The sequence below is a fragment of the Streptomyces sp. NPDC029138 genome (genome assembly GCF_055564375.1).
The window spans coordinates 20,806-40,572 of the sequence record NZ_JBVHWM010000081.1 but is presented as its reverse complement, the minus strand read 5'-3'; the positions used below and the strand labels follow the sequence as shown (position 1 = coordinate 40,572).

General features: G+C 69.7%; 26 protein-coding genes and 4 pseudogenes. 13 read left to right on the top strand and 17 right to left on the bottom strand.

Features of this window, described 5'->3' with window-relative positions; genetic code table 11:
* Window positions 1-752: 752 nt before the first annotated feature.
* Window positions 753-1,112 (bottom strand): hypothetical protein, encoded by a 360-nt coding sequence (locus tag ACZ4WH_RS38695; protein ID WP_468189815.1) that lies wholly within the window; start codon window positions 1,110-1,112, stop codon window positions 753-755.
* A gap of 313 nt (window positions 1,113-1,425) precedes the next feature.
* Between ACZ4WH_RS38695 and ACZ4WH_RS38690 the strand changes: the two genes are divergently transcribed.
* The 4 genes from ACZ4WH_RS38690 (at window position 1,426) to ACZ4WH_RS38675 (ending at window position 2,890) form a co-directional block, all read left to right on the top strand.
* Complete coding sequence (locus ACZ4WH_RS38690) at window positions 1,426-1,737, top strand: hypothetical protein (RefSeq protein WP_468189813.1); 312 nt, start codon at window positions 1,426-1,428, stop codon at window positions 1,735-1,737.
* Window positions 1,738-1,788: 51 nt separating this feature from the next.
* Window positions 1,789-2,037, top strand: a complete 249-nt coding sequence (locus ACZ4WH_RS38685) for a hypothetical protein (protein ID WP_468189811.1) — start codon at window positions 1,789-1,791, stop codon at window positions 2,035-2,037.
* A gap of 347 nt (window positions 2,038-2,384) precedes the next feature.
* The gene (locus ACZ4WH_RS38680) at window positions 2,385-2,618 is read left to right on the top strand and encodes a hypothetical protein (protein ID WP_468189809.1); all 234 of its coding nucleotides are present in this window, start codon (window positions 2,385-2,387) and stop codon (window positions 2,616-2,618) included.
* Complete coding sequence (locus tag ACZ4WH_RS38675) at window positions 2,618-2,890, top strand: hypothetical protein (RefSeq protein WP_468189808.1); 273 nt, start codon at window positions 2,618-2,620, stop codon at window positions 2,888-2,890. Before ACZ4WH_RS38680 ends, ACZ4WH_RS38675 begins: the two co-directional genes overlap by 1 nt.
* Window positions 2,891-3,181: 291 nt before the next feature.
* On the opposite strand, the gene ACZ4WH_RS38670 is transcribed toward ACZ4WH_RS38675, so the two are convergent.
* On the bottom strand, window positions 3,182-3,727 hold the full coding sequence (locus ACZ4WH_RS38670; RefSeq protein WP_468189806.1) for a class I SAM-dependent methyltransferase: 546 nt from the start codon (window positions 3,725-3,727) through the stop codon (window positions 3,182-3,184).
* 246 nt (window positions 3,728-3,973) lie between these two features.
* The gene (locus ACZ4WH_RS38665; RefSeq protein ID WP_468189804.1) at window positions 3,974-4,600 is read right to left on the bottom strand and encodes a hypothetical protein; all 627 of its coding nucleotides are present in this window, start codon (window positions 4,598-4,600) and stop codon (window positions 3,974-3,976) included.
* 53 nt (window positions 4,601-4,653) lie between these two features.
* On the opposite strand from ACZ4WH_RS38665, the gene ACZ4WH_RS38660 reads away from it, so the two are divergent.
* Window positions 4,654-4,848 (top strand): hypothetical protein, encoded by a 195-nt coding sequence (locus tag ACZ4WH_RS38660; protein ID WP_468189802.1) that lies wholly within the window; start codon window positions 4,654-4,656, stop codon window positions 4,846-4,848.
* A gap of 171 nt (window positions 4,849-5,019) precedes the next feature.
* Here the strand turns inward: ACZ4WH_RS38660 and ACZ4WH_RS38655 are convergent, their stop codons facing one another.
* The 3 genes from ACZ4WH_RS38655 to ACZ4WH_RS38645 all read right to left on the bottom strand — a co-directional run bounded on the left by ACZ4WH_RS38655 (window position 5,020) and on the right by ACZ4WH_RS38645 (window position 6,536).
* Entirely contained in the window at window positions 5,020-5,496 is a 477-nt protein-coding gene (locus ACZ4WH_RS38655) for an NUDIX hydrolase (RefSeq protein WP_468189800.1), read from the bottom strand.
* A 151-nt stretch (window positions 5,497-5,647) separates the two neighbouring features.
* The gene (locus tag ACZ4WH_RS38650) at window positions 5,648-6,106 is read right to left on the bottom strand and encodes a hypothetical protein (protein ID WP_468189798.1); all 459 of its coding nucleotides are present in this window, start codon (window positions 6,104-6,106) and stop codon (window positions 5,648-5,650) included.
* A gap of 112 nt (window positions 6,107-6,218) precedes the next feature.
* Window positions 6,219-6,536 carry a hypothetical protein gene (locus ACZ4WH_RS38645; protein WP_468189796.1) on the bottom strand — a complete coding sequence of 106 codons (318 nt, stop codon included), beginning with the start codon at window positions 6,534-6,536 and terminating at the stop codon, window positions 6,219-6,221.
* A 328-nt stretch (window positions 6,537-6,864) separates the two neighbouring features.
* Here ACZ4WH_RS38645 and ACZ4WH_RS38640 point away from each other — a divergent pair, with 328 nt between their 5' ends.
* From ACZ4WH_RS38640 to ACZ4WH_RS38630, 3 genes are all read left to right on the top strand, one after another.
* Entirely contained in the window at window positions 6,865-7,095 is a 231-nt protein-coding gene (locus ACZ4WH_RS38640) for a hypothetical protein (protein WP_468189794.1), read from the top strand.
* Complete coding sequence (locus ACZ4WH_RS38635; RefSeq protein WP_468189792.1) at window positions 7,085-7,342, top strand: hypothetical protein; 258 nt, start codon at window positions 7,085-7,087, stop codon at window positions 7,340-7,342. Before ACZ4WH_RS38640 ends, ACZ4WH_RS38635 begins: the two co-directional genes overlap by 11 nt.
* Before the next feature lie 330 nt (window positions 7,343-7,672).
* On the top strand, window positions 7,673-8,026 hold the full coding sequence (locus ACZ4WH_RS38630) for a hypothetical protein (protein WP_468189790.1): 354 nt from the start codon (window positions 7,673-7,675) through the stop codon (window positions 8,024-8,026).
* Window positions 8,027-8,104: 78 nt separating this feature from the next.
* Here ACZ4WH_RS38630 and ACZ4WH_RS38625 read toward each other — a convergent pair.
* Window positions 8,105-9,323, bottom strand: a pseudogene (locus ACZ4WH_RS38625) (IS30 family transposase); the annotation flags it as partial.
* 196 nt (window positions 9,324-9,519) lie between these two features.
* On the opposite strand from ACZ4WH_RS38625, the gene ACZ4WH_RS38620 reads away from it, so the two are divergent.
* Complete coding sequence (locus ACZ4WH_RS38620; RefSeq protein ID WP_468189788.1) at window positions 9,520-9,891, top strand: hypothetical protein; 372 nt, start codon at window positions 9,520-9,522, stop codon at window positions 9,889-9,891.
* A gap of 343 nt (window positions 9,892-10,234) precedes the next feature.
* Entirely contained in the window at window positions 10,235-10,726 is a 492-nt protein-coding gene (locus ACZ4WH_RS38615; protein WP_468189786.1) for a CPCC family cysteine-rich protein, read from the top strand.
* Between the two features lie 174 nt (window positions 10,727-10,900).
* Here ACZ4WH_RS38615 and ACZ4WH_RS38610 read toward each other — a convergent pair whose 3' ends face one another.
* On the bottom strand, window positions 10,901-11,026 hold the full coding sequence (locus ACZ4WH_RS38610) for a hypothetical protein (protein ID WP_468189784.1): 126 nt from the start codon (window positions 11,024-11,026) through the stop codon (window positions 10,901-10,903).
* Window positions 11,027-11,167: 141 nt separating this feature from the next.
* A pseudogene (locus ACZ4WH_RS38605) lies at window positions 11,168-11,932 on the bottom strand (DNA polymerase Y family protein); the annotation flags it as partial.
* A gap of 137 nt (window positions 11,933-12,069) precedes the next feature.
* Between ACZ4WH_RS38605 and ACZ4WH_RS38600 the strand changes: the two are divergent.
* A pseudogene (locus tag ACZ4WH_RS38600) lies at window positions 12,070-12,252 on the top strand (hypothetical protein); the annotation flags it as partial.
* Window positions 12,253-12,345: 93 nt separating this feature from the next.
* Here the strand turns inward: ACZ4WH_RS38600 and ACZ4WH_RS38595 are convergent.
* Window positions 12,346-12,705: a hypothetical protein gene (locus tag ACZ4WH_RS38595; protein WP_468189819.1), complete on the bottom strand. Its 360-nt coding sequence runs from the start codon at window positions 12,703-12,705 to the stop codon at window positions 12,346-12,348.
* A 303-nt stretch (window positions 12,706-13,008) separates the two neighbouring features.
* Here ACZ4WH_RS38595 and ACZ4WH_RS38590 point away from each other — a divergent pair, with 303 nt between their 5' ends.
* Together ACZ4WH_RS38590 and ACZ4WH_RS38585 are read left to right on the top strand one after the other, a co-directional pair.
* Complete coding sequence (locus tag ACZ4WH_RS38590; RefSeq protein ID WP_468189782.1) at window positions 13,009-13,131, top strand: hypothetical protein; 123 nt, start codon at window positions 13,009-13,011, stop codon at window positions 13,129-13,131.
* 12 nt (window positions 13,132-13,143) lie between these two features.
* The gene (locus tag ACZ4WH_RS38585; protein ID WP_468189781.1) at window positions 13,144-13,692 is read left to right on the top strand and encodes a hypothetical protein; all 549 of its coding nucleotides are present in this window, start codon (window positions 13,144-13,146) and stop codon (window positions 13,690-13,692) included.
* 78 nt (window positions 13,693-13,770) lie between these two features.
* Here ACZ4WH_RS38585 and ACZ4WH_RS38580 read toward each other — a convergent pair whose 3' ends face one another.
* The 7 genes and pseudogenes from ACZ4WH_RS38580 to ACZ4WH_RS38550 form a co-directional block, all read right to left on the bottom strand.
* Window positions 13,771-14,028 carry a hypothetical protein gene (locus tag ACZ4WH_RS38580; protein ID WP_468189780.1) on the bottom strand — a complete coding sequence of 86 codons (258 nt, stop codon included), beginning with the start codon at window positions 14,026-14,028 and terminating at the stop codon, window positions 13,771-13,773.
* A gap of 344 nt (window positions 14,029-14,372) precedes the next feature.
* Window positions 14,373-14,921 carry a shikimate kinase gene (locus tag ACZ4WH_RS38575; RefSeq protein WP_468189779.1) on the bottom strand — a complete coding sequence of 183 codons (549 nt, stop codon included), beginning with the start codon at window positions 14,919-14,921 and terminating at the stop codon, window positions 14,373-14,375.
* 29 nt (window positions 14,922-14,950) lie between these two features.
* Window positions 14,951-16,206 (bottom strand): annotated as a pseudogene (locus tag ACZ4WH_RS38570) (IS256 family transposase).
* Between the two features lie 398 nt (window positions 16,207-16,604).
* On the bottom strand, window positions 16,605-17,192 hold the full coding sequence (locus tag ACZ4WH_RS38565; protein ID WP_468189778.1) for an isochorismatase family protein: 588 nt from the start codon (window positions 17,190-17,192) through the stop codon (window positions 16,605-16,607).
* 216 nt (window positions 17,193-17,408) lie between these two features.
* Window positions 17,409-18,269 (bottom strand): urease accessory protein UreD, encoded by an 861-nt coding sequence (locus ACZ4WH_RS38560; RefSeq protein ID WP_468189777.1) that lies wholly within the window; start codon window positions 18,267-18,269, stop codon window positions 17,409-17,411.
* Window positions 18,266-18,961 carry an urease accessory protein UreG gene (gene ureG, locus ACZ4WH_RS38555; protein WP_468189776.1) on the bottom strand — a complete coding sequence of 232 codons (696 nt, stop codon included), beginning with the start codon at window positions 18,959-18,961 and terminating at the stop codon, window positions 18,266-18,268. The genes ACZ4WH_RS38560 and ureG overlap by 4 nt, the downstream gene beginning before the upstream one ends.
* A gap of 33 nt (window positions 18,962-18,994) precedes the next feature.
* Window positions 18,995-19,669, bottom strand: a complete 675-nt coding sequence (locus tag ACZ4WH_RS38550; protein ID WP_468189774.1) for an urease accessory protein UreF — start codon at window positions 19,667-19,669, stop codon at window positions 18,995-18,997.
* Between the last annotated feature and the right edge of the window lie 98 nt (window positions 19,670-19,767).

Genomic DNA, 19,767 nt, shown 5'->3' with positions numbered 1-19,767 from the left:
GCAGGTAGGACCGCATCCGGCGTCGAGGCTCAACGCGGCCGAACCGTCCAGCAAACCGCCCCACGAACTCATCAAACAGCCCTGACCAACCGTCAGATACCCCCACTGCCATACCTACGACAACGAGACACTCGGACCGTAGTCACGAAGTGTCGTTGTCGTGGTAAAGCGGGTGTCGCAGGTTCGAATCCTACCGGGGCACCAGCCAAAAGGCCCCGGACCGATCATGGTCCGGGGCCTTTGACATCCACGATCACCTGCTGCGCGGAGTCTGCGTGACGGCACAGTACAGGGGCGACAGCAGTTACGGCTTCCCTCCCTCAACGGCTCAAGCCAGGAACGTATCCTTTCCTGCGGAGCCCACTGACCCCAGGCCGCGTTTCAAATGCACATGACATTCGGTCCTGGCCCTGGCCCCAGTCCTGTCGAGATCGAGGAAGTGCCGAAGGTCCTGTGGTTCCCGTCCCGAAAGCCGAGGTTCTGCTGCTCGAAACAGCACGCATGGGTGCGGGGTCATCATGGGCGGAGCTGCTCCGACCTGAGGCATCCGGAAGAGACTCTCCGGCTCCTTGCACAGGGGCGGACCGTCACTCGCTTCGCAGCTTGCCGAGTTCCTGTACGGAGCGGCTGAGGAAGAAGCCCTCGAGCAGGGACCGTTAGGCCGGTGAGCATGGCCGTGGCTCGCGTCCCGCGCCGAACGCCAAGTGGTCCGCTACGTGCCCAACTCCCGAAGGACTGACAACGCAGACCGCTTAGAAGCGCTTGTAGACACAGGTGTCATCGCCCCAGTCGTCTTCGCAGATCTCTATGGCGTAGATGCCGTTGTGGTCCCAAGTCTCACGACCACAGCCCGAAGCGCTTCCGTTGCCGTCGCTCACACGGTTGATGCCGCCCCACTCGTCGTAGAAGTAGGCGTAGACCCCGTTCCCGTCCGCCTCGTTGTCGCAGACCTCGTGAACGTCGTAGGTGCTGTACGTGACGCCACAGGCCCTGTCGGAGCCTTGGTAGACGCAGTAGCTGCTGGCCTCGGCCGGAGCCGCCATGACCATGCTGCCGAGGGTGAGCGTGCCGGCAAGCGAAAGCGCAGTGCCCAACTTTCTGGTCATCTTCATGGGTCCTCCTGGAGTTGTGGGTCGTGCGTTGCCGCGGTTCCTTCAGCGGCGGGCAAGAGGGGCACAAGGTCGTATGACAATGAGCGCCGTTCAACTGGTGCTGAGCGAAGGGCCGCAAGTCGCCCCGCGGCATCGTCGTCGCCGGACCCCTCGCGTCCCTCGCACACACGCTTCCCCTCGGCTCCGTCGTCCGGCGGACCGCGGGCCACCAGTCTGGGCCGATCACGCCTGCCACCGCGACGTCGCGTGCGACGATTCGAGTAGGTTCGAATAGACGGCCACGGGACCGGCAGGATCAGACAGCGGGAGGACCATGATCGAGCTCACCGTGGACGCTGCCGGGCTCGCCCGCTCCCGCTTCGCGGTCTCGCCGTTGCACGAGGTCGTCGCGACGCTGCTGCCCTGGGGCCTGCGACCGGTCCCGGATGCCGATCCGTGGGTCGCACGTGCACGGCGCGTGCTGCGCCGGGCCCGGCTACCGCTGCTGTCCGAACTGGCTCTGGACAAGGGCGGATACGTGCCCGACTTTCTCAGCCCACACCCGTCCGGGCCCTCCCCCACTGTCGAGGAGGAGCTGGAGCGGGTCCGGTGCACTCCGCCCGGGCGTGTCCTGGGCGAGCTATAGGCCCTGCAGAGCACCGCCGCCGACCCGAGCCGCTGCACCGTGCCGTGGGGCGTGTGCCCCGAGCACGGCGGCACCCTCAAGTCCCGCGCGCGAGGCACCGAGGGCTTCGACTCCTGGTGCACGGACCCCGTCTGCTTCAACGTCTGGCCGTACGACCGGTTGGACGCGGCCTGTACCGAGCCGGCCACCCACACCGTCCAGGCCGACAACGGCGACCGCTACGTGGTCTGCGACGGCCACGCCCTGACCGCCCGCACCCAGATCACCGACGGCCAGGTCCTCCCCGGCCTGCCCGCCTGAGCGCCTGGTATGACGAAGCACCCCTACCAGGTCGTGGCACGGTGCACCGACCCGTCACACCCACCCACGCCACCTCGATCGAAGAAGCCGCGGCGAAGGTGCAGGCGCAGCGCCTGGCCAAGATGACTCCGGGGCTCTACCGCATCACGCAGGTGACGGAGCGCGACCCGGAGTGCACCTGTGCCACTCCGGGACTCGGAGGGCAGTGCGTCGGCGAACCCTGGTGCCTCAAGGTGGAAGGAGCCGCGGCCGCCCGACCCGGGCCTGAGTGAAGCGGAGCGGCCCCACGGCCGCCGTGCGGCCGATACCGTGGTGACACACGCCCGTTCGCGCCCTGGAGGCCCTCGATGAGCGACCAGCCGGCCCCCGCCGACACCGCCCGGCAGCAGTTGGAGCCCGACGCCGCCGACGGACTGCGTGCGTACGCGGCCCGGACCCGCGAGAGCGCCGACCAGCTCGCCGCCGTCCTCGAGGACATCGCCGCCAACGGCCTACCCTCGGTGGAGGACTGCACGCCGTGGGAGGAGCTGCGCGAAGCCCACCTCGCCCGGCTCACCGCCCAGCGCCCGGCCGTCGCCTGATGCCCGTACCGCACGGCCCGCGCCGCGCCCGGATCGCGTTCTCCGACTCCGCCGCCAAGCAGCTGGACGCCATCACCAGCGAAGCCGAGCTGCACGCCCTGGACCGCGCCCTGGTCGTCATCTCCGTCGCCCCCGAGGCCGGCGAACCGCTTCCCGGCGACAGCAGCGGGCCGCGGCTGCGCCAGTACGTCGACGACGTCGAACGCGTCCGGCTCGTGTACTGGGTGACCGCGTTGAAGACCGTGGTGGTCGTCGCTTTCATCGAGGTGTAGCAGCCGCCCGCTGCCCTCCTGCTGCTCGTATTCGCCGCCGTGCTGCCCGAGTGCTGCATGGCGGCTCCGGAGGCAGCGCAGCATTCGCACGGTTCAGTCGGTGCACGGGGTTCTGCTCGTGCAGCAAGGCCGGCCGCGTCGTGCAGCGGGCTGCCGCTGCACTGGTGGCGGTTACGCGCTTGCGGCTGCTGCCGCCGGTCTGCTACTTGGACACTCCAGGCTCAACGCGGTGCCATCGCTGTGACTGACGACGGCGGCGCGGTTCGGGTGGGCCTCGAGAGCCCACCCGAATCAGCAGAACGGTCGGAACTCCTTGAAGTCCGGCGTCGGGCGCGGATCGGGCAGCCGGTAGGCGCCAATCCGCGGCCGACCGCTGGCCGGGTCGGCGGTCCCGTCGGCCAGAGCGCCCGGTATCGAGCGCCACCCCAGATTGGTCTCGAAGTACGCCACGGCAGCGCCGACGGATGGCCACCAGACATCGTCGAGCAGCACGACGCCGCCAGGTCGGACGATCTCGCCCAGGAAGTGTAGGTCGACGAACACGTTGTGGAAGTGGTGGCTGCCGTCGACGAACGCCGCATCCGCGGCGAAACCCGCGTCGGCCAACCGGGCAAGGAACCGCTGCGATGGTTCGGTCACCAGCTCGGCGATGTCGTCCAGGCCGGCGCTGCGCAGCAGCTCCCACCCGACACCGTCGTACGCCGTGTACTGGAATGGGTCGATCACCACATGCCGCGGGTTGCGTGAACCGGTGCGCAGCAGCGCCTCACTGATCGCCAGCGCCGAGCTGGCATAGGCGAGCCCGATCTCGACGACCGTGCCGACTCGCTCATCCACCAGGAGGTCACGTACCTGATCACAGTCGCGCTCCGGCAGCGTGAGGTGGCGAAGTCCGGAGCGCCATCGGGACTCCGCGGCGGCCCGTGCTCGGTGAGCTCGCGGCGTACGGCGGCCACTCGATCCCGCCACTCGCCTGCGACTCCGTCCGGTTGCACGATCGAGTTCACCAAGCACACTCCTTCTGGCTGAGGGCACGCGACGTGGCCAACTGTGACACTCAGAGCAGCCGACTGAAGCGCTCAGTCACATGTATACGGCCGCCGCGTCCACCGTGCGGCGGCCGGATATTCCGTCACCCCGCGACGATTGGGGGGCTCGTGTGAGCACCCTGTTCCTCGATCCCGCCGTCCGCGGGTCCCCACACCCGGCGCGGCCGAGCCCCGCCAGCCGGTCGACTGGGCGAAGGTTGGCCGCCGCGCGGTCCGCCGGCGCGCCGCCGGGATGACCGCCATCGAGGCCGCGTCCGCGCTCGAGGACGCCCGGCTGCAGCAGCACATTGACCGCGACCGCGAGGACCTGGTCGACGACGAACGCGGCCCGGCCGAGGTCGCTGAGTGGGAGCGCATCACGCAGCTGTTCGCCACCACCGGCGGCGTCTACGACCCGGTGGCCGACGCCGTCGTCCAGGACGAGCTCGCCGCCGACCGGCGAGCCGCAGAAGGCGAGCAGCAGCGACTGAAGGAACAGCAGCAGCTCGCCGCGCGCGCTGACGAACTCGCCGCGCTCGCCGGGGCCGGCCGACTCGACCGGACCGTGGAGAGCCGGCCGGGAGACGAAGCTGCCCGCGACCTCCTGGTCCAGCGCGGCGACTACCGCCACCCGAAGGTCGACGGCTGGCTGGCGCAGGCCCTCGCCGACCGCTCCGGCCATTACGCCGCCCCGGCCGCCCGCGCACGGCCGCCGTCGGCTCGCTGCCCGTCCAGGTGCGCGCCCACGCCGCCCTACTCGCCACCCTCGCCCGCGCCGGTGCCTCGGCCGCCGACGGCGAGCTGGAGTTCGCCGCCCGCCTCGCCCAGGCCGACCCGGCCGACACCACCGCGCTCGCCGCCTGGCTCGACCGCGTCCTCGTTTCGGCCGAACCAGCGGAAGCGGGCGCGGGCAAAGACGGCGCGCAGTGAGCGCATGCGCCCACGTGGTGGCCACGTAGACGCAGGTGACCGGCGTCGGCACCCGATACGTGGACCTGACGACCGACGGTCAGGTCCGCGTCACTCTGTGTCACTGAGCCTTGACTGATTGCCATTGAACATTGACCACTGCTCGATGGCGCGGTGGCGTCGGCTGCTGGGCTACCGGGTGAGCCCGGCGAGGTAGGCGTCCAGGGGCTGCACAAACCCTGGGAGGCGTTCGAGGAGGTCCCACCAGCGGATGGCCGAGATCTCCTCGGTGGACGCGAAGGCGCGGGTCTCGGCGCAGGATCCTGCGTACAGGGCCAGATATTCGGCTCGCCGGTCAGGCGCCAGCACGAACCGCGCGTAGCCGATGAACCGCAACCGTTCGTCAGGCTGCTGCCCGGTCTCCTCCAGTAGCTCGCGCGCGGCTGCCTGGCGGGGGGGTTCACCCTCTTCGGTACTCCCCCCTGGAAGCTCCCAGGACTGACGGTATCGATCGAAGACCATGAGGACCCGACCGGCTCGCCACAAGGCCACCAGGGCCGCCGGCAGCGGGGCGTCCTGCGGCGGCGCTGCCTCGGCGCCCCGCGCGAACGAGATCAAGGAGTTGCCACGGCCATCGGCTGCAAGCGGTTCATCTGCGGGGTAGGCCATGGTCGGATGCTTCCCCGAGCGTCTCCACGAGAAGCCCTCCGCCCCCGCGCTCCGGCCGGTCAAACTTCAGTGGCAAACGGTCAGGGTTCAGTGGCACCGGACACCAGCACGACCGCTGGCCGGAGGAACCTTAGTGCGACCAGAGCCGGTGTCACGCTGGCAGAACGTATCTGTCACGCGCCCGTGGACGAGTGTCACAGCCTCGGCAGCACGACCACCTATGCGGATCGTCGCCGTCCGTGGTGAAGGAGAGCAGCGCCTGAAGGACACGGCGGGTGAGGTCGCCGGTCGCCTGGACGTCGTCGCCCGCGCTGAGGGCCCAACCGTCCAGCATGCTCAGTGCCACCGTGGTCATGTGCGAGACGAGTCCCTCCCGCAGTTCCGCCAGCGCCTCCTGAAGGTCGGCCCCGTCCAGGCCGGCGATGCCGGTGACGGCCAGCACCATGCTTTGCAGCCTGCTGGCACCGAACTGGGCGACCAACACCGCCAGCGGCTGCTCGTTGGGACCACCGTGCACCAGAGCGGCCAGCGCGTCGTCGTCATCGGTCCATGCCGCTTCCAGTGCGGCAACTACGCGCATGACCTGGTCCGGGGTCAGCTCTGGTGACATGGGCAGCACCGTAGCCACGCCAGTACGGGCCCGGGGGTGATTCGGAGCGGAAGTTCCCTGGACGAGTCGGTAGGCCGGCCCGCCCGAGCTCCGTTGGTCCCACCGCGCCCGGTCAGCCGAGGCCGTACCCCATCGCGTCGTGATGGCCCGGGGAGGCGGGCGTGTCCACGGGGTGCAGCCAACGGATCGGCACGGTGAGCGTGGTGACCCGGGGCAGCTCGACGGGCTCGCCCTCGGCATCGACCAGCATCCCGGCCACCTGGTAGCCGTGGCCCGTCGGGAGGCCGGCCTGCTGCGCCTGGCCCTCGGTGAGTTGCACCGTGATCCGGGTGCTCGCCCCCAGCACCAGGCCCTGGACGGTCCGGGTGCCGGTGTCGACATCGAGACGGCCACCGGGAAGTGAGTGCCGCGCAGCCAGGTCAGCGCCCACCAGGAGTCGCCCATCGTCTCCGGCCGGTACCGCCGCCACTGAAGCGCGAGGGGCACCTCGCAGCGGTACGTCTCGCCCACCCGGACGTCCTTGGTGCGCATGTCTCCAGGATCCTCCCCGCCGAGCAACGCCGCCCCTGCCCCCCGCGCCCCCGTCGCTGCCTGGGTCTCCTGGGTCCTGGGTCCAGCCTCTTGCCTGGCAGCGTCGCTCCCGCGCAGCTGGGTCCCGGGTCCCCGCCGACGGCGCCCGGTTTCGTCCGTACCGTCCCGCAGCGCCCCGCCCCGGCGCTACCGTGAGGACACACGCCAGCAACGCCCAGGAGTCTCGGATGAGTCAGCAGCCGGCCCCCGTGCCCGACCGTCAGCCCCTCGATGAGAACGCCGCCGCGTCGATCCGCGCCTACGCCGCCGACCAGCGCGCCCGCGTCGACGTCCTCGCCTCGGTGCTGGAGGACATCGCGGAGAACGGCTACCCGGCCGCGGAATCCGGCGTGCTGTGGGAGGAAGCCCGCGACGCCCACCTGGAGCGCCTCGCCGGCGAGCAGCCCCGTGTCGCCTGAGCACACACCGCGCCGGTCCCAGGTCGTCCTGGTGGAGCCCGCGCTGAGCCAGCTGGACAAGCTGACGGCGGCCGAGACGCACCGCCTGGACCGCGCAATCGTCGCGATCAGCGTCAACCCGGAGCTGGGCACCCCGGTGCCTGACACCCTGCTGCGCGACTACGTGGACGACGTCGACGGAGTCCGGGTCATCTACTACGTGACTGCCCTTCGGCAGATCACCATCGTGGCCGACGTGGAGGCGTAGGAGCCTCCCGAGCACCTGTGCAGCGCCCCGGACCACTGGGCGGATTCCGGGGATCGTCGCAACACGTGATCACTGACGTGTGGTGGCGAGCAGTTTATGCAGGCGCTCGGCTGGGAAACCCCAGCCGAGCGTTTTGAGTGGGCCGTTGTCGAGTTCGGCGGCAGCAGCGTCCAGCTCCTGGCGGCTGCACCCGGCCGACGAGTCTCCAGTTCCTCAACCACGAGTTCACGTTGAAAACAGGTCAAGCTCATACAGGGCGCTTGACGGGGTGCGGAGCTCGGGCGCTACTTGTCGGTGCGCACTGCATAAATGCCGATCAAAGGGGGCTCAATGGGAAAGATCATGCGACCGAGGCTGACTGTCACGCTGGCGGTTGCCGCCGTCGTCGGCCTTGCCCTTCCGGGAGTTGCCGGTGCGGCGGATGGCTCGACCCAGCTCAGGTCCAACACGGCCTGTAACGACGGCAAGGCGACAGCATTGGAAAACGTGGCCATCCGCACCAGTACCAGTACCAGTGCCGCTCTGGTGACCACTGCCCTGAAGGGGCAGACGTGGGCCTGTGGTGCAAATAGCGTCATCCTGGGCGGCCGGTATACCGCTTGCGGGACATCGAACGGCAACGGTTGGTTCTACGTCTACAACGACAACTACGCGGGCTATACCGCGTCAGGTTGTTGGGGGTGACGCTACCCGCGTGACACCTCCCACCGCCGAGAGGCGCATTCCGGCGGTCGTCGCGTCACAGTGATCAACTGGCTGCTCCAGGAGCTTTGCGAGGCGCTCGGCTGGGGTGTCCCAGCCGAGCGTTTTGCGTGGTCGGCTGCTGAGTTCGGCGGCGACGGCGTCCAAGTGCGCACGGGTGTGGATGGCCAGATTGGTGCCCTTGGGGAAGTACTGCCGTAGCATGCCGTTCGTGTTCTCGTTCGAGCCGCGCTGCCAGGGGCTGGCTGGGTCGCAGAAGTAGACCGGCATGTCGGCTGCGGCCGTGAACTCGTGGTGGCGGCCCATCTCGCTGCCTTGATCCCAGGTCAGGGACCGTTTGAGGTGACGGGGCAGGCGGCTGACGGTCTCGGCTAGGGCGTCGCGGACACGGTCGGTGGCACGGCCGTTGGGCAGGTGGACCAGCATGAGGTAGCGGGTGCTCCGCTCGACGAGGGTGCCGATGGCGGAGGCGTTGTCCTTGCCGATGATCAGGTCGCCTTCCCAGTGGCCCGGGACGGCCCGGTCGGCGGCTTCGGCCGGACGTTCGCTGATCATGACCATGGGGTGTGCGTAGCGCGGCTGGCGTTGCTGTGCCTGGCGTCTGGGCTTGCGCAGGGCGCGCCCGGTCCGCAGGGCCTTGGTGAGCTCGCGCCGTAGTTCTCCGCGGCCCTGGACGTATAGGGCCTGGTAGATCGTCTCGTGGACCACGTGCATCTCCGGCCGGTCGGGGAAAGCGGTCCGCAGAGCCTGGCAGATCTGTTCCGGGCTCCAGCGCATGGCCAGGTGATGCTGGACGAAGTCTCGCAGCTCAGGGTTCTGGCCGGTCTTGCCGGATTTCGGGCGGGGCCGGCGGAGGTCTGCCCGGCGCTGGGCCGCGTAGGGACGGTAGGTCCAGTCGGTCCCGCGCCAGAGGGCGCCGTTGCGGCGTATCTCACGGCTGACCGTGGAGGGGCTGCGCCCGAGTTCCGCGGCGATCTGGCGGATGGACGCGTTCTCGCGCAACCGGTCGGCGATGTGGATGCGGTCCGATTCCCGCAGGTAGCGTGAGGGGCCGGACGAGGGCACCGCAGGCTGTGCGGCCGGCGGTGCCCCCTTCTTCTTGCCGGTCGCGTTCGTTCCGTGACGCCAACGCTTGCCGATTCGACGGTTGACGCCAAGGACTCGGCATGCCTCGGTGTTGCTCACGCCCTGACGCATGAGCAGGAAGTATGCCTTCCGTTTCACGCGTCAGCTTCTTCGAGCCCTTTGGCTTCCGACTCTCCCGGATCTTGAAGTCCATCGCATCCCCTGGGCTGGGGTGTTGCGACGACCACTAGAACGCAAGCTGGCTGGTCCGGGGCGCTGCTATGTCTGCTCTCCGGGACCACCGAGGGCCCCTCGGTGGTCCCGGAGAGCGATGACATTCCGAGGCCAGAGCCCAGGCGGCACACGGGTGCTGCTTGTGCAGCGGGTCGTGCTGCACAAGCAGTGGAGGCGTGCAGCAAAACGGATGTTCGTCGTTCACCGGCGGCGAGGTCGACTTTAGCGGGGCGGAGTTCTCCGGCGGAATGGTCTTCTTCGACATGGCGAGGTTCGCTGGCGGCGCCGTCTTCTTCGAGCAGGCAAGGTTCAACGGCGGCACGGTCACCGTCGAGAGGGCCAAATTCACCGGCGGCACCCTAATCTTCCGAAGGGCGTGGTTCACCGGCAGCACGGTCGCTTTCCCCAGGGCGGAGTTCTCCGGCGGCACAGTTACCTTTGTTGAGGCCATTGGCACGGCTCCTATCGGCCTGGTCCCTCCGATTGGGACGCCCTTGCCGACCGGGCTCACACTGCCTCCTGACTCGCACCACCCATCTGGCTCCTGAAACGGGGTAGGTACGGACGCTCCGGCGGCTACGCGTCGTCACAATCGTCGCCCGGGTTGGACCCTCGGCAGGGCTTGCGCTTGCTCCGCAGTCGATGCCGTCGTCCGCGGGCGGCGGAGGCGACGCCGATCTACCACGGCGCCTCATCCCGGCGACGGGACGGCCGATCCTGACCGGTGTGCCAGCCGACCAAGATTGTTCTTGCGAGTTGGTGCGTGATAGCGGGTAAGGCGTGTTTGGCCTGGTCGTGTGTGACTGAGTGCCACAGTTGGCCAGTGAACGTTCCGGTTGGCCACTTCATTGTCAGCGTCTACCTGCTTGATCGGGACGTAGGCTCACTTCCATGAACGAGGCAGACGGGCAGCTGGCGGCCGAGCTGGAGGAGTCCCAAGGCGAGTCCCCGGTGGACCCGGACAACGGCATTGCGCCTCCGCCGGAGGGCTGGCTTCCATGCCCATGCTGCGGGCATCAAATGTTCGGCGAGCATGGAGGCTATGAGATCTGCTCCGTGTGCTACTGGGAGGACGATCTGGCGCAGCTGCGGTGGCCGTGGAGTTTTGGAGCCAATGCAGTGTGCCTGGTGGACGCGCAACGGAACTATCAGTGCTTCGGCGCTATGGAGGAGCGCTTCCTCAAGAACGTGCGGCCTCCGGCTCACGACGAGCCGTTGGATCCCGGGTGGCGTCCGATCGACACGTCTCGGGACTCCTTCGAAGAACCGGCCAGTAGTGGCGAGTGGCCCGATGACCCAGGGGTCCTGTACTGGTGGCGCCCCACTTTCTGGCGACGCAACGCGCACCCGGCAATCCCACCTCCTCTGCCATCGGAAGGCTGAGCCGGGCAGCTCACCGCAGTTGGCCTCCTTGGCCAACCCGACGCTCAGAATGGCCAACTGGAGCACTCAGTCCCACGCGCCGAGGCCTCTGGGGCCAGCCGGTACGAGCTGGAGCAAGCGGTGAAGAAGGCCGTACGGCATGCCCGGGAAGACCCGGCCGTCGAGTAGCTGGGCCTACTGCCCGGCGGGCCAGGTGGCCAGCACGTCGGCGGTCTCGTCGTCGGTGAGGGTGACGCGGGCGTCCTGCTGCCGTACTCGCCGATCCAGCGGCGGAACTTGTCCCGCGCGCGACCTCCTCACGGCGCCACCAGCCGAGCTGCACCGCCCGGCCGCCAGAGATGAGCAGCAGGTGGAAGCGGCCAGCACCGGTCATGGGCGGCCGATCCGGCTCTCGGGCGTTCGGCGCCGCGCTCGCGTCATCTCGCCTGAGCGGGAAAGCAGTCATGAGGCCCGGCGCAAGGGCACGACGGCGGCCGGCCCGATGGATACGGGTCCGAGCTTGTCGCGGATGCGGTCCATGGCCTGCTCGGCGACCAGGCGGGACTCGCGGGCGCTGTCCAGACTGATCTGTTCGGCGACCTGGTCGGCATCGATGAGGTCCTCACCTTTCAGCACGATCCCGGTCAGGCGGGCGCGTTGCAGGACGGCGGCGTCCATCAGCTGGTAGGCGAGCGAGCGCAGGTCCTCCTCGTGGGCGGAGGCTTCGGGCAGGCGGCGGGTCTTCTCCCAGGCGGTGCCGCCCGCGAAGCGCAGGGTCAGGGTGATCGCCCGGGCGGCCTGGCCGCGGCGGCGCAGCTGGAGGCCGAGCTGGACGACGAGGTCGAGGAGTGCGGCCCGGACGACGGCGCCGTCCAGGGTGTGGTGGGTGAAGCGGTGGCGTAGGGCGGCGGAGGCCGGCAGGTTCCGGGGCACAACGGGGCGGGGGTCGATGCCGCGGGCGCGGTCGGCGGCAAGCCGGCCGGGCTTCTTGACCAGCAGGCGCTGCACGGTGGCCGGGGAAACGGCGGCGAGCAGTCCGACCGACTGGATGCCGTAGTCACGGAGCACGGTGGCCTGGCGAGGGCCGATCCCGTGCAGGGCCTCCACTGGCAACGGCGCGAGCCAGTCGGTGACCTGGTCGGGGGCGATGGCGAGGACGTCGCCGGGGCCGGTGATCTGCGAGGAGGCGGTGGCTGCGACGGTGATCGTGGGCCCGATGCCGACGCGGGGTTGTTCCGCGCGCAGGATCGAGGAGCTAGACCATGCCGATGTGCTCCCCGCCGACGCGGGGGTGCTCCGACGCGAATGCGGATCACGGCCTCGTCGCCTGGGTCCTCCTCGCCGACGCGGGGGTATTCCGAGGTCCGGACGACCGGGCCCGCCAGGAGGTGATGGCTCTCGGGGACGTCGCGCGAATGGATCCACGTATCTGGCCCGATGTGCGCGACCCGGGCTCCGTGGAGGAGATCCGGGAGGCGTTCGGCCGGCGGTGCTGGATTCAGTACATGCCGCACGCCGGAGCGATCGAGGTCCGTGACATCGGATGGGTGGCTGATCACTTGTCCTTCCGGTCAGCCGCCGAACCTCCCCGCCGCATCCGGGAACGAGCCGCGGCAACAAGCTCCGACCGGTCCTTGCCGTCAGCGCCGGCGGAGTTCCTCCGCCCAGTCCCGGAGCCGGTCCTCGAGGACCAGGTTGTCGCCGCGGGCCACGCTCTGCAGCAGCTGGGCGCACATGGTCGCTTCGGCGGCGAGGCCGGCCTGGCTGCCCAGGATCGGGAAGACGGTGCGGACGCGGGCGGCTGTGTCCGGCTGGAGCAGTGTGTAGGCGTAAAGCGTGGCGGCGTCGAACCCCTCCGGCGCGCGGCCCCAGCCCTCCCAGTCCAAGAGCCCCAGGGGCGACGCGGTGAGGTTCGCCCAGTGCACATCGGAGTGGGCGGTGGTCCAGCAGATGACGGCAGGTGCCGGGATTCCGACGAACTGGGGAATCGCCCGGTCCATGTACTGCTGTCGTACGGGCCCGCCGTGGCCCTCGTCATCCCGCCGGGCGGCGCGGCGACTTCGGGAGCCGTCCCGCCGGGCGGGCGGTCACCGGCAACCCGGCGTCCGTCGCCTCCTCGATGGCGACGTCGGCTCGGTCGGCGCTCGCAGTGGCGCCCGGGCGGGTGATTTTCCCTCGCGTACGCGGGCGCAGTTCTAGCGGCGCACGTCCAACTTGCGCATTTACAACGAGTATTTACAGCTTTCAGGTGTTCTGTCATGTTCTGTTCGCCGCTTCCCGGCGAACGAGCGAGAGGTGATCTCATGCGACGAACCGAGTACGACGCGAGCCAGGCCGCCAAGCGCCTGAAGGTGCCCGCAGCCACCTTCCGGTGGGCCCGGCACACCGGGCTCATCCCCGAACCAGACGCGTCCTCGTGGCAGTAGTCCCGGGCCGCTGTGGAGGCGCTGGACGCCGACGCCATCCGGGCCGCGATGCCCTCCCCGCCCATCTCCGGCGGCGCGGCGGCCGACCGGATCGCCGACGCACTCGGCACCCCGAACGTGATCGGCGAGAAGGCGAACGTGACGGCCTTCGTGGTCCGGCGGTTCGTCGACCGCGGCCTGCTGGTCGACCTGAGCGCGAACCCGGACGGGACGCTGCACCACCCCGGCCAGGTCGCGGAGGCCTGCCAGCGCGAGGACCTGGCGGACCTGGTCGCCGCCGACACCCCGCTCGGGCCCGAGCAGGCCGCCGCCCGGCTTGGGGTGCGCAGGGTGGAGTTCGACCACATGGTGCGGCTCGGTTGGGTCCGCTCCCCGCAGTCGATCGAGGTCCGCTTCGGCACGAGCCGGGCCGGGGCCGTCGATGTCGCGCTCTACACCACGGCGTCCGTCGACGCGGTCGTCCCCGCGCACCCGGAGGTCGACTGGGAGCAGCTGCGCGCGGTGGAGAAGGGCCGGCGCTCCCCGCTCGCCGCGCTGGCGAAGCAGGCCGCCCCGGCCTGACCGGCGCGGCGTGCTCAACGAGGGCGCTCCCCCGCGGCTGTTGCGTGGGGGAGCGTCGTCGTCTCCGGCAGCTCTGCCTCAGCGGCCGGGCGGCTCGGGGTATCGGGCGCGGCGCCGGTCCGGGTCGTCGACGCCGATCTCGTACCAGGGCTCGCCTCGCTGGAGTCGCGGCAGGGTGTTCACCCAGACCGCGACGGCGATGCCCTTCACGTCGGCAGCGAGCGCCTGGAGGCGGCTGTCGAGCAGGTGCTCCTCCTTGCCCGCCAGGACGACATGCAGCCGCGGGAAGGTCTGGGAGCGGGTGAAGCGGTGGCGCTGCCAGAACGGGTACGTCACGCCGATCGTCCCGCGGGCGCCCTCCCAGACGCGGTGCCCGGCGTAGCGCTCGTAGTCCCAGACCTCCTTAGCGAGCCGGCCTGCGACATGCTGCCGTGTCAGCGCGCCGGAAGGCGCCCTGTCGGGCGGTGTGAGCTGCGGTGATCGACATGACGTTGGAATCGTCCGCGGCACCGTTCACGGCGTTGGATTCCGGTCCGCCCGAAGGGCGTTCAGCACCCCTTGACCAGGCCGGGCGCGGCTCCGGTCCGGGCTGCCGGGCACTGCTGGTGTACGTCATGACGAAGCTCCCTCACGAGTAACTGTCAATACCTGTGGATCTGTCGTGTTGGTCGTGTCCATGCTCAGCTGAGTCGGAGCAGTCGTGCGGCGGTCTGGGCTGGAGTCTCGTCGCTGGTGTAGATCGTCCGTGTCGCGACCAGCTGGGTGCCGGGGTCGTCGAGCCAGTGGGCGAGGAAGTCGTGTCCGTCGATGATCCAGGATCGGCCCTTGTCCGCCGTGCAGCGTCGCCGTAGGACGGCCAGTGAGATCTCGCGGTGAGCGGAGGGCAGGACGCGGACAACGTCACAGCAGCGATCCAATGCGGTGCGAACCGTGGCCAGGTGCTCGCGGCCGGTGTAGCTGGTGTGGCCTGCGCCCAGCGCGATCACAGCGTCGGGGTGATCCTCGACAGCACATGCCACGGCGTGTGCTCGGGCCGGTTCCCACTCGGCCTCGGCCGCGAGGCGCCCGATGGCGGCAATGCGCTCGCGGAGTTTGGCGATGCTCCATCCCACCTGCGCGTAGTACCCGTCCGCGACGGCATCCAGATCGACGAACGGTCTTTGCGTCCTTGCCGCGATCTCCCGGCCGAGTGTGGTCTTTCCGGTGCCGGCCGGGCCGACCAGAACCATCCATGGTGCCTGTGCGGACGCATGTCGGCTCACGCGGCGGTCACCTGACCGCGTTCGACGAGGTGACCGCGCTCGAAGCGGGCTCCGGCCCGGACGAGGGCGACGAGGTGAGGAGCGTTGACGGCCCGCCACCGCTGCTGTGCGGATTCCACCAGCTTGAAGACCATCGCCAGGGCGGCAGCCGCACTGCCGGCCCCCTTGGTGACCTTCGTGCGCAGGCGGACGGTGGCGAACGCGGACGCGATGGGATTCGTGGTGCGCAGGTGGATCCAGTGCTCGGCGGGAAAGTCGTAGAAGGCCAGCAGCTCGTCCACGTCGTCGATGATCTTATTGACGGCCTTGGGGAACTTCGCGCCGTAGGCCTTCTCGAACGCCGCGACCGCCACGAGCGCGTGGTCGCGGTCCTCGGCGTTGTAGATCTCCTGCAGGGCCTTCTTCGCTCCGGGCTGGGCCGACTTCGGGAGGGCGTGGAGGGTGTTGGCGATCTTGTGAACCCAGCACCTTTGGTGCCTGGCCTCGGGGAAGGCCTCGTCCAGGGCCGTCCAGAAACCGAGCGCGCCGTCACCGAACGCCAGGACCGGAGCACGCATCCCGCGCCGCTGGCAGTCGCGCAGCAAGTCGCCCCAGGAGTCGGCTGATTCGCCGTAGCCGTCGCTCATGGCGATCAGTTCCTTGGTGCCGTCCGCGCGCACCCCTGTCAGAACGAGCACGCACGACTTCCTCTCCCGCAGGCGTATGCGCAGGTGGATGCCATCGGCCCACACGTAGACGTAGTCGCTGCCGGACAGGTCGCGCTCGCCGAACGTCTGGTGGTCGGCCTGCCACTGCTGGGTGAGCCGGGTGACCGTCGCCGGTCACAGGCCCGCCCCCGAGCCGAGGAACTGCTCCAGCGCGGACAGGAAGTCGCCGGAGGACAGGCCGTGCAGATAGAGCAGTGGCAGCACCTCGCTGACCTTCGGTGACTTGCGGCACCACGGCGGCAAGATCGATGAGGAGAACCGCTTGCACTCGCCTGTGGCTTCGTCCACCCGCTTGTCGTTCACCCGCGGCGCCCTGACCTCGACCGCCCCGGCCGCGGTCGTGACCTTCCTCGGCTGGTGGTAGCCGTTGCGCACCACCAGACGGCGCCCGTTGCCGTCACGCATGTCGGCCAACTCATCTATGTAGGCGTTGACTTCGGCCTCCAAGGCGGCGGCCAGCATCCGCCTCGCCCCTCGCGGACGATCTCATCGATGAGGGAGGAGCCATTGACGGTGGTGCCGTCGGCGTTCACTACGCTGAGCACGGGCGTGCCTTCCCGGCCCGCGCGGCAACGCGGGCCACTTGATACCAGTCGATCGATCACCCGGGAAGGTACGCCCTCCCGACCCGATCCACAGGATCTGAGCATCGCTCGCACCTCACGCAGGTGGCGCGGGACTCCGGGCAGAGTCCCGCCGTCACTTGCTAGAGGTGTGGCGAAAGTCGACGGTGTGACATTCCGCCGTGCGCCGTCACCGAGCGACCATCCGGCGGGCGCCGCTGTCCTCTGACACGGGAGGCCGGCGACGCGGGCGTGGTGCGTCCATATGCTGGAAGTAGAACGGTGCTCCGCGGCGGCGCGGGTCGATCACTGTGCGACTCATGACGCCGGGCCGGTTCGAGGGGCGAGTCTGCCCGGGACACTCAGTGAGTGTTGCTGGCTTATGCGGGGACAGTTCCAGAGACGGTGACGCCTGCCTGCCGGAAGTCCTCAAGGGTGGCTGCCGTGGTGTCCTGGGCGACACCGACGGAGTAGTCCAGGCGTACGCGGGCCCGGAAGCCGGCCTTCACCGCGTCCAGCGCGGTCGCGCGTACGCAGTGGTCGGTGGCGATACCTACCACGTCGACGTCCTCCACTCCGCGCTCACGCAACCAGTCGGCCAGAGGCGTGCCCTGTTCGTCGGCGCCTTCGAAGCCGCTCTTGGAGGCGCTGTGCGCGCCCTTGAAGAAGACGGCGTCGACTTTGCCGCCGGTGACGGCGGGGGCGAAGTTGGGGTGGAACTCGCTGCCCTCGCCTCCGGCTACGCAGTGGACGGGGAAGCTGTCCTTGAAGTCCGGGTGTTCGGAGAAGTGGCTGCCGGGATCGATGTGGTGATCCCGGGTAGCCACGATGTACTCGTAGTCACGTCCGGCACTGTGCTCCACCAGGTCCGCGATGGCCGAGGCGATCCGCGCACCTCCCGCGACGGGGACGCTGCCTCCCTCGCAGAAGTCCTTCTGCACATCCACGATGATCAAGCCTCGGCTCATCACGAACACCTTCCAGTACGGCGGCACAGGAGAGAACCGCTCCGGGAACCCTTCCGATACTGGTCGAGCATGGTCGGCAATTCCCGGCGAGTTACATCGAACGGGTGATTTAGGTCAGGCAGTATGTGCGCCGTCGCGGCGGTGGGCACCTGGTTTTTCACGGACCCACCTCGGTGCGTTCTCCGCTCTGGCCACCGGCACGGCGGGCCCGCTCGCCTATAGGGGGGCGAGAGCGTGTGCGTGCGCTTGGTCGAGCAGGTGTCGCAACCTTGAGGTGGTGGGTGCGACGGCCGTGGCGAGCAGTGCCGGGCCGCCTGCCAGTGGCGCGAGGCAGGCACAGCCATCCTTGGTGCCTTCGCCGCCGAGCAGGACGGGGTCCCGTCGGACGTCGAGGCGCGGGTCCACGATGAGGAGTTGGCCGACGGCGCGGTTCCCGTTCAGGACGGCCGGGCCGTCCCATCCGGGTTCCGGAGCCCCGTAGGCGGTGTACTGGTCGAGCAGTGGGCGTCCGGCGCGGTGGACCAGGATCCGGGTGACGAGGTGGCCGGGTTCCTCCTCGGCCCGGCCCAGGAGCTGTTCTTCTCGCAGCACCAGGCGTGAGGTGGCGGCAAGATCGACGGTGTATGTCTGGCGCAGGTTGCTGTCGGCGGCGCTGATCATGGGCTGTGGTAGCCAGCGCAGACGGGCGTGTTCTGCGATGGTGAGGCGCACGTCGTAGGTGGCCGCGTCGGTGGTGGGTCCGCGCAGGGCCAGTGTGGCGGCGGCCGTGGTGATCTCCAGGTCGGCCCGGTCCTCGGCGGTGATGTCGAGGGTGAGCCGGTCGCCGCCGAGGGGCGCGCTCATCGCGCTGATGATCCCCACTGTGGCGGCGTTGCCGTGGGTGCGCAGACGCCGCAGGTGGAAGGGGCCATCGCTGTGCAGTTGCGGGAGGGTGGTGACGCGTCCGTTGTGCGCGGCGCGGATGCGGGCCGTGGCACGTACGCCGTCCGGGTGTCCGGCGGGCTGCTGGGTTCCGGCTGGGGGGAGGCCGGGGCCTGACGTGGTTTCAGCTGCGGTGAGTTGCGTAGAGGGGCTCATGCGGTTGCCCCGGCGCGCCACTGAGTGAGGTGGTCGGTGACCCAGTCGGCGACATCGCGGATGCCGTCGTCGATGATGAGGCTGGTGAAGATGATGGGGAGGTCGCCGCGCTGTCGTTTCGCGTCGATCGCCATGGTGTCCAGGTCGGCGCCGACGTGCGGGGCGAGGTCGGTTTTGTTGATGATGAGGAGGTCGGCGGTGGTGATGCCGGGTCCGCCCTTGCGGGGGATGTCGTCGCCGCTGGCTACGTCGATGACGAAGATCTGCACGTCGACGAGGCCCTTGGAGAAGGTGGCGGTGAGGTTGTCGCCGCCAGACTCGATGAGTACGAGGTCGAGGGGGTGGAGGGTTGCTTCGAGGTGTTCGACGGCTTCCAGGTTGGCGGAGATGTCGTCGCGGATCGCGGTGTGGGGGCAGGCGCCGGTTTCGACGGCGGTGATGCGCTCGGGTGGCAGGACGGCTTCGCGCCGCAGGTACTCGGCGTCTTCGCGGGTGTAGATGTCGTTGGTGACGACGGCGATGGGCCAGGTATCTCGCAGGGTGCGGCAGAGCGCGGCGACGGTCGCGGTCTTGCCGGAGCCGACGGGGCCGCCCAGGCCGACGCGCAGGGCGCGGTGGCTGCCGTCGGCGCGGAGTGGCTCGGTGCTGTGGGTGTGACGCTGCGGCATGGTCTCGGGGTGGTCGAGGTGCACGAGGAACTCCAGGTGGGAAGGGAAGGGAAGGTTTCAGGAGGCGAAGAGCCGGACGGTCCAGGCGGCGTGCTGTTCGCCGGTGATGTCCAGCAATGGCGAGGACGCCGACGGCAGGACGTCGATGCCCTCGGCCGTGACGCGGCCCGCGGCCTCGGCGGCAGCGGTGGCGACGGCGTCGGTGTCGGAGCTGAGGCGAGCCAGCAGTCCTGAGGCGTCGAGCGGGTCGAGGCTCAGCAGGCGCACCGCTGCCGTAGCCGGGCCGCCGATGTTCTCGTACGCGGCGGCATAGGCGGCATCCAGCGGGGTGAGCCCGGCGGCCCGGGCGGCCAGGCCCAGCACGATGGGCTGGTGGGCGCCCTGGGGACGTTCGGTGGCCAGCAGTTCCAGGTCGTCGGACGGGAAGGTGGCACGGGCTGCGCGCATCATCTGCCGACCGAGCCTGCGGGCGACGGCACGCAGCGCGGGGGCGGGGGTGCGCGCGTCGGCGGCGTCGTCCAGCAGCAGCGGGTCGACTCCGGCGGCCGCTGCGGCAGCCAGCCCAGCCGCCGTCAGGCCGGTGGTGTGCAGGCGCCCGCGGCAGAACGCCTCCAGGCTGTGGGTGTCGTGTACGGCTTGGCGGGCGACGGCGGCTTCGATTCCGCCGGAGTGGGCGTGCCCGCCAGCGGGGAAGCGGCCGTCGGCCAGGAGGAGCAGGGCTGCGCGGCTCATGGGCGAGCGGCTGCCTTTCGCAGGGTCGGATTGGTGTTGCGGGGCTCCGGGTGGGCGCACAGGGCTCCGGCTGGGGCCCGGCCGGGGCGGCGGGCCGG

Coding starts and splice junctions, on each gene's coding strand:
- ACZ4WH_RS38695 (WP_468189815.1), bottom strand. CDS start 1,112: ATGAAGATGACCAGAAAGTTGGGCACTGCGCTTTCGCTTGCCGGCACG.
- ACZ4WH_RS38690 (WP_468189813.1), top strand. CDS start 1,426: ATGATCGAGCTCACCGTGGACGCTGCCGGGCTCGCCCGCTCCCGCTTC.
- ACZ4WH_RS38680 (WP_468189809.1), top strand. CDS start 2,385: ATGAGCGACCAGCCGGCCCCCGCCGACACCGCCCGGCAGCAGTTGGAG.
- ACZ4WH_RS38675 (WP_468189808.1), top strand. CDS start 2,618: ATGCCCGTACCGCACGGCCCGCGCCGCGCCCGGATCGCGTTCTCCGAC.
- ACZ4WH_RS38665 (WP_468189804.1), bottom strand. CDS start 4,600: ATGGCCGGAGCGGTCGGCGAGGGCCTGCGCCAGCCAGCCGTCGACCTT.
- ACZ4WH_RS38655 (WP_468189800.1), bottom strand. CDS start 5,496: ATGGCCTACCCCGCAGATGAACCGCTTGCAGCCGATGGCCGTGGCAAC.
- ACZ4WH_RS38650 (WP_468189798.1), bottom strand. CDS start 6,106: ATGTCACCAGAGCTGACCCCGGACCAGGTCATGCGCGTAGTTGCCGCA.
- ACZ4WH_RS38640 (WP_468189794.1), top strand. CDS start 6,865: ATGAGTCAGCAGCCGGCCCCCGTGCCCGACCGTCAGCCCCTCGATGAG.
- ACZ4WH_RS38630 (WP_468189790.1), top strand. CDS start 7,673: ATGGGAAAGATCATGCGACCGAGGCTGACTGTCACGCTGGCGGTTGCC.
- ACZ4WH_RS38615 (WP_468189786.1), top strand. CDS start 10,235: ATGAACGAGGCAGACGGGCAGCTGGCGGCCGAGCTGGAGGAGTCCCAA.
- ACZ4WH_RS38595 (WP_468189819.1), bottom strand. CDS start 12,705: ATGGACCGGGCGATTCCCCAGTTCGTCGGAATCCCGGCACCTGCCGTC.
- ACZ4WH_RS38590 (WP_468189782.1), top strand. CDS start 13,009: ATGCGACGAACCGAGTACGACGCGAGCCAGGCCGCCAAGCGCCTGAAG.
- ACZ4WH_RS38575 (WP_468189779.1), bottom strand. CDS start 14,921: ATGGTTCTGGTCGGCCCGGCCGGCACCGGAAAGACCACACTCGGCCGG.
- ACZ4WH_RS38565 (WP_468189778.1), bottom strand. CDS start 17,192: ATGAGCCGAGGCTTGATCATCGTGGATGTGCAGAAGGACTTCTGCGAG.
- ACZ4WH_RS38560 (WP_468189777.1), bottom strand. CDS start 18,269: ATGAGCCCCTCTACGCAACTCACCGCAGCTGAAACCACGTCAGGCCCC.
- ACZ4WH_RS38550 (WP_468189774.1), bottom strand. CDS start 19,669: ATGAGCCGCGCAGCCCTGCTCCTCCTGGCCGACGGCCGCTTCCCCGCT.